The sequence below is a fragment of the Aquidulcibacter sp. genome, from assembly GCF_049239865.1.
Classification (GTDB): domain Bacteria; phylum Pseudomonadota; class Alphaproteobacteria; order Caulobacterales; family Aquidulcibacteraceae; genus Aquidulcibacter.
In genome coordinates this window covers 1-6,285 of sequence record NZ_JBMLTR010000001.1, presented here as the reverse complement: position 1 = coordinate 6,285, position 6,285 = coordinate 1, and the positions used below count along the sequence as shown (strand labels likewise).

The following is a 6,285-nucleotide window of genomic DNA, read 5'->3' as shown; positions in this document are numbered from 1 at the left end:
ATACTGGCACATAGATGCCGTCAGGGGGCGTCCACCCCATCATTCCTAGTGGAAAAAGATAAATCCAAAACCGCTTCTAACGAGGTCGGTGCAGCACCCTACGACACGGCGTGCAGTGTTACTGGACCGCTCACGCCCGCCCGGCATTTTGCGAGATTTGCCAAGGCTCCAGCCCAAAGCGGCTGATGGCGTCTTCCCATTTGTCGTCCAGATTGGCCGTAGCGAAGACGGCATCAATATCGCCTTCGGTGACGAGCCAAGCATTGTCCTTGATTTCGGCTTCCAACTGGCCAGCATCCCAACCGGAATAGCCTAAGGCCAAGGTCGCGCGGCTGGGCTTGATGCCTTGGGCGATGGCTTGCAGGACATCGCGCGTGGCCGTCATACGCAAGCCCCCCATGATCGGGCTGGTCGTCTCATCACTCGACCAATCATCGGTGTGGAGCACAAAGCCCCGGTCGCGCTGACAGGGGCCGCCATCGAGCACGGGGATAGACGGGACGCGGATCGCGCAATCAATACCCAATTGGTCGAGAAGGTCTGGCAGCAGGAGGCGCGGCATCGCCCGATTGATCACAATGCCCATTGCGTGGGTTTCGTCATGGTCGCACACCAAGATCACCGAGCGTTTAAAACGACGGTCTGCCATCGAAGGGGTGGCAATCAGGAAGCGTCCGACCAGCGAGTTTCTCATAATTGTAATCGTGTTGCCAAAATCCTTTGCTGTCTAGTCTGAATTTTAATTTTTACGGGCTGCAACTGGTCCAAATTGTCGCACCCTGCAGCTAGAACGGGCAAAATGGACAGAAATCTATGTCCAGAATTTGCGCCCAGATTTGAACCCAAATTTGTTCATGGTCATATCTTTGAATCACAGAGGCGATAGATTATCTAGCAAGCATGCGGCTGGCGCTGACGCCCTTTGGCGCAACGATGGTTTGGCCGCCATGATGGAGAACGACAGATGACAATCAAAGTAGGCGACAGCCTTCCAGACGCAACCTTCATGGTCCCTACCGCTGACGGTCCAGCGCCGCGCACCACGGCCGACATTTTTGCTGGCAAAAAGGTCGCTTTGTTCGCTGTTCCAGGTGCCTACACGCCAACCTGCTCTGCCAAGCACTTGCCATCCTACAAGGAAAAGGCAGCCGAATTGGCGGCTAAAGGCGTCGACGCCATCGCATGCTTGTCGGTGAACGACGTGTTCGTCATGGGCGCTTGGGCCAAGGATCAAGGCGTCAGCGACGAGATCATCATGCTGGCCGATGGCAGCGGCAATTTCGCCAAGGCGATTGGTCTTGAAATGGATGCGTCGAAGTTTGGCATGGGCGTGCGCTCACAGCGCTTCTCGCTGGTGGCCGACAATGGCGTCGTGACGCATTTGTTCGTGGAAGCCCCAGCCGAATATAAGGTTTCTGGCGCTGAATATATGCTGGAGCATATGTAAGCTTTATCCGTGTCGCCGCAGCGACTCGGACCGATCTAAAAGCCCCGCCTTCGTTTTGCGCGAAGGCGGGGTTTCTTGTTTTAGGAGGCGGGCGTCCAGGTTTGGCCAATACAAATGGGGCCAACACAGCCTTTGACTTCCAACTTACCGTCACGCTTCATGCGAAACTCGCTGCGATACAGCTTGCCTTCGGTGGGGTCATAAATTTGGCCGCCGGTGTATTTCCCATCCGTTTGGGCCGTGAAGCCCGTCAAAATCGCCATGCCGACAATGGGGCGCGTCCGCAATTTGGGGTCTGGATTCTTCGTGTCGGTCGTTGGGGCGTTTTTGTCGGCCTTTGGGCCCGGCCCAACGATACGGCCGCAGGTTTTGTTACCACAGGCTTCCAAGCGGATGATGCCGCTGCCATTGGCGGTCAACCACCGCGTGCCGTGCAATTCGCTGGCAAAGCTTGGGGAAGCAAGTAACAGGGCCAGAGCGGCTGGCGCGAGGGCAAAAGATTTCATGGTTTTACACCTTAATGGGGGAGGACGGGAGACACACTTGACGTGTCTCTACCGACCTCAAAAAGCCAGTTCAAGTCCGAAATTGATCCGCCACTTCAAACTCCGGTGACTAGGCTGGGGCGCAGGCTTGATGATTCGGGTTCGAAGCCCCATTGTCACTTTAGATGTCCCGCTTTGACCGCCCCTTTATCGACGAAGTGCTGACGCGCGCCTCCATTCTGGATGTGGTCGGGCGCAAAGTGACGTGGGACAAGCGCAAGTCCAACCTGTCGCGCGGCGATATGTGGGCCTGTTGCCCGTTTCATAATGAGGCCACGCCCAGTTTCCATGCCGTCGACGCCAAGGGCACGTATCATTGCTTTGGCTGTGGCCAGCACGGCAATGCCATCGACTTTATCATCGCGACCGAAAATGTGCCTTTCCCCGAAGCGGTAGAGCGTTTGGCCCGAGACCTTGGTATTCCACTGCCCGCCCGCGACCCAGAGGCCGTCACCAAGGACGATCAAGCCAAGCGCCTAACCAATGCCTTGGATGCCGCACGTGCCGCCTTTGCCCAAGCGCTGCGCAGCCCGGAAGGCGCTAAAGCGCGTGCCTATTTGACCAAGCGTGGCTTGAATGAGGGTGATTGGGATCGTTTCGGTCTGGGCTTTAGCCCCAATAGTCGGACGTGGCTGAAAGATCGGCTGACCCAAGGTGGCCACCAATTGGCCGATCTGGTCGATGCAGGGCTTTTAAAGATGCCCGATGATGGCAGCAGCCCGTTTGATTTTTACCGGGGCCGGGTGATGTTCACCATTGCGGACACACGCGATCGTACGGTCTCGTTTGGGGCCCGCACGCTCGACCCCGATGGGCAGCCCAAATATCTCAATGGCCCCGACAGCCCCGTCTTTAACAAAAGCCGCAATCTCTACCGCTATGCGCAGGCGCGGGCTGCCGCCAAGGACAAGCCCATATTGGTTGCCGAAGGCTATATGGATGTCATCGCCTTAGAACGCGCTGGCTTTGCGGCTGTGGCACCTTTGGGTACAGCCCTGACTGAAGACCAATTAGGCCTGATCTGGAAAGCGTCTAAGCGGCCCATCCTGTGCTTTGATGGCGATAAAGCCGGCCTGAAGGCAGCAGAGCGCGCGCTCGACCGGGCCTTACCGCTGGTGTCGGCAGACAAGACCTTGGCCTTTGGCTTTTTGCCCGAAGGCCAAGACCCCGACGATATGATCAAGGCCAAAGGCGCAGCGGGCATCGAAGCGGTTCTGGAATCGGCTCTGGCGCTCGGCAGCTTTTTGTTCCAGCGCGAACAAGAGCGCGAGCCCTTGGTGACGGCAGAGGCGCGCGCGGGTCTGCGCAAGCGCTTGCGGCAGCTCACAGGCCAAGTCACGGACGCTGATTTACAGCGTGAACTCAATGAAGACATGCGCCGCAATCTGGATGCGCTGTTTGCCCCTGCCGCTCGGCCAGCCTTTGTACCCAAGGCACGCGGGAAGGGGGGCGACACCGGCCCGATCGGCAGCGCGACAGCCGAATTACGCTTGAAAATCAAAGCAGGGACCGTGCGCCCGAAGCGAACTTTGGTAGACCTCGTGACCGCACCTTTGCTCCGCGCTGAGCTTCTAGAGGGGCATGAAGAGGCGTTTGCCGGCCTCGTCCTCGACAATCCAGGCCTGAATTTACTGCGCCACGGTCTTTTAGACCTGCATCATGCGGGAACGACTATTGATTTTGAGAGCGTTCGTCTCCATCTGAACCAATTAGGTCAAAGCGAAGCCGTGCGCTTTCTCGATGAAGCGCGGCGGTCGCCGGTCAACCCTCATGCCCGGCCTGAGCTGAGTGTGGAGGAGGCCAAACGCGCTTGGCTGATCGCGCTTCAACGTTTGGAGACCCATCGGGCTCTGGCGTCGGACGCGGCCGAAGCCGTATCTGCGGCAGGCAGTGGTGATGAAGCAGCGTTCGAGCGGCTGAAGCGTCTGGTTGGTGAGCGCCGTGCGCTGCGAGCTGACGAGACTAGCTCTGCTGGGGCATCCATCGTCGGGGGAGAGGGTTTCTCTCTGCCGGCAGAAGATTAGAAAGTCGGCACGTGCTTCAAACAGTACGGGCTGGCTGTGCCGTTGTTTTCAACGGTAAACAGGACAGGCACCACTAGCTGACCTTTTGAAAAAGATCGGCTATAGGGGCAGGAAAATCGGGTTCATGCCAGATTGCCTTTAAAAGGGCAGGCTGGCAGGGATTTATTATAGCAATCAGGTGCGTCATGTGACGACATGGCGGAACCAAGAGGCGGCACATTCATGGTAGAAAAAGTTGAAGAAGCGCAATCCGCAGAGACCCCCGATGCGCCACTTCTGGACTTGAACAATGCTGCGGTGAAGAAATTCATCAAGGCAGGCAAAGTACGCGGCTGGGTCACGGTCGACGAACTCAACAAAATTCTACCCTCGGAAGATTTCACGTCTGAGCAGATCGAAGACGTGATGGCTCAGTTGAGCGAAATGGGCGTCAATCTGATTGAAGCCGAAGAAGATTCGCAAGAAGAAGGTGGCGAAGTCGCAACCGTCTCCTCGTCGAGCTCTGCGGTCGTCATTCAAACCGGCAATACCAAAGAAGGCCAAGACCGCACCGACGATCCCGTTCGCATGTATCTGCGGGAGATGGGCGCGGTAGAGCTTCTCTCGCGTGAAGGCGAAATCGCCATTGCCAAGCGCATCGAGGCAGGTCGCGACGCGATGATCCGCGGCCTGTGCGAAAGCCCGTTGACCTTTGAAGCCATCATGGTGTGGCGCGACGAATTGCAGACCGGTCGCGTTCTCTTGCGCGAAATCATCGACCTTGAAGCGACCTATGGGGCGGAAAATGCGCCACCCGTAGTCGAAGAAGAGGAAGAGGAGGAAGAAGAAGTCCTCTCCAGCAATGATGATGAGGATGATGAAGAAGGGGCTCGTGCTGCACGTGCCGCCCGCGCCGAAGCCGAAGAAGACGAAGGCGCTGCCCTTTCTATGTCTGCCATGGAAGGCGAATTGCGCGACGGTATCATGGGCATCCTCGATACGGTTGCTGCCCACTTTGACGCCTTCCGTGCGCTAAAGGATCGCTCGCTCGACGCCCGTATTCGCGGTGTATCGATCACCGATGACGACATGGCCGCCATGGATGCTTTGCAAAACAGCATCATCGACGAGCTCAAGAGCCTTAAGCTCAACAATGCTCGGATCGAGGCTCTGGTCGAACAGCTTTATACGATCAACAAGCGCTCCATCGGTTTGGAAGGCAAATTGATGCGTCTGGCGGAAAGCTGCGGCATTGGCCGTCCAGATTTCGCGAAGGCCTATCAGGGCCATGAAATGGACCCAAGCTGGCTCGACACCGTCAAGGAAAAGACCAAGTCGTGGACCCGCTTTGCCATTGACCAGCGTGACCGCGCGGACGAAATCCGTCAAGAGATATTCACCCTCGCCCAAGAGACCGGCGTGCCGATCGATGAATTCCGTCGCATCGTCCAAACCGTGCAAAAGGGCGAGCGCGAAGCCCGTCAGGCCAAGAAGGAAATGGTGGAAGCCAACCTCCGCTTGGTGATCTCGATTGCCAAGAAATACACCAATCGTGGCTTGCAATTCCTCGACCTCATTCAAGAGGGCAATATTGGTCTGATGAAGGCGGTCGATAAGTTCGAATATCGTCGCGGCTATAAATTCTCGACCTATGCGACTTGGTGGATCCGTCAGGCCATTACCCGCTCGATCGCCGACCAAGCGCGCACGATTCGTATTCCCGTGCATATGATCGAGACGATCAACAAGCTGGTCCGCACCTCGCGCCAGATGTTGCACGAGATTGGTCGCGAACCAACGCCAGAGGAATTGGCTGAAAAGCTCGGCCTGCCTTTGGAAAAAGTCCGCAAAGTCATGAAGATCGCCAAAGAGCCGATCAGCCTTGAAACCCCAATCGGGGACGAGGAAGACAGCCATCTGGGTGACTTCATTGAAGACAAAAATGCGATCCTGCCTGTGGAAGCGGCCATTCAGTCCAACCTGCGCGAAACCACCACGCGGGTTCTGGCCAGTCTGACGCCACGCGAAGAACGCGTGCTGCGCATGCGCTTCGGCATCGGCATGAATACCGACCACACGTTGGAAGAAGTCGGCCAACAGTTCAGCGTGACCCGCGAACGTATCCGCCAAATCGAAGCCAAAGCCCTGCGCAAACTCAAGCATCCTTCGCGCTCGCGGAAACTGCGCAGCTTCTTGGATAACTAGAGCCAAGGTGGCTGTCATCCCGGACGGCGTTAGCCGAGCCGGGATCTTGATCCGCAAACTCCCACAAGGTCCCCGCGCTCTGCTC

General features: G+C 57.2%; 5 protein-coding genes. 3 read left to right on the top strand and 2 right to left on the bottom strand.

Annotated elements, in window-relative coordinates:
• Positions 1-130: 130 nt before the first annotated feature.
• Positions 131-694: a YqgE/AlgH family protein gene (locus ACOVRA_RS00025; RefSeq protein ID WP_421718534.1), complete on the bottom strand. Its 564-nt coding sequence runs from the start codon at positions 692-694 to the stop codon at positions 131-133.
• A gap of 270 nt (positions 695-964) precedes the next feature.
• Here ACOVRA_RS00025 and ACOVRA_RS00020 point away from each other — a divergent pair, with 270 nt between their 5' ends.
• Positions 965-1,447: a peroxiredoxin gene (locus tag ACOVRA_RS00020; RefSeq protein WP_290808316.1), complete on the top strand. Its 483-nt coding sequence runs from the start codon at positions 965-967 to the stop codon at positions 1,445-1,447.
• Positions 1,448-1,527: 80 nt separating this feature from the next.
• Here ACOVRA_RS00020 and ACOVRA_RS00015 read toward each other — a convergent pair whose 3' ends face one another.
• On the bottom strand, positions 1,528-1,953 hold the full coding sequence (locus tag ACOVRA_RS00015; RefSeq protein ID WP_421718533.1) for a DUF2147 domain-containing protein: 426 nt from the start codon (positions 1,951-1,953) through the stop codon (positions 1,528-1,530).
• A 164-nt stretch (positions 1,954-2,117) separates the two neighbouring features.
• On the opposite strand from ACOVRA_RS00015, the gene dnaG reads away from it, so the two are divergent.
• Together dnaG and rpoD are read left to right on the top strand one after the other, a co-directional pair.
• Positions 2,118-4,016, top strand: coding sequence for a DNA primase (dnaG, locus tag ACOVRA_RS00010; protein ID WP_421718532.1), 1,899 nt, complete (start codon positions 2,118-2,120; stop codon positions 4,014-4,016).
• Positions 4,017-4,238: 222 nt separating this feature from the next.
• Entirely contained in the window at positions 4,239-6,200 is a 1,962-nt protein-coding gene (rpoD, locus tag ACOVRA_RS00005) for an RNA polymerase sigma factor RpoD (protein ID WP_421718531.1), read from the top strand.
• The last annotated feature ends 85 nt before the right edge of the window (positions 6,201-6,285 follow it).

What these genes read in the sequence shown, in the direction of transcription:
- ACOVRA_RS00025 (WP_421718534.1), bottom strand. Translation starts at nt 694, where the DNA reads ATGAGAAACTCGCTGGTCGGACGCTTCCTGATTGCCACCCCTTCGATG.
- ACOVRA_RS00020 (WP_290808316.1), top strand. Translation starts at nt 965, where the DNA reads ATGACAATCAAAGTAGGCGACAGCCTTCCAGACGCAACCTTCATGGTC.
- ACOVRA_RS00015 (WP_421718533.1), bottom strand. Translation starts at nt 1,953, where the DNA reads ATGAAATCTTTTGCCCTCGCGCCAGCCGCTCTGGCCCTGTTACTTGCT.
- dnaG (WP_421718532.1), top strand. Translation starts at nt 2,118, where the DNA reads ATGTCCCGCTTTGACCGCCCCTTTATCGACGAAGTGCTGACGCGCGCC.
- rpoD (WP_421718531.1), top strand. Translation starts at nt 4,239, where the DNA reads ATGGTAGAAAAAGTTGAAGAAGCGCAATCCGCAGAGACCCCCGATGCG.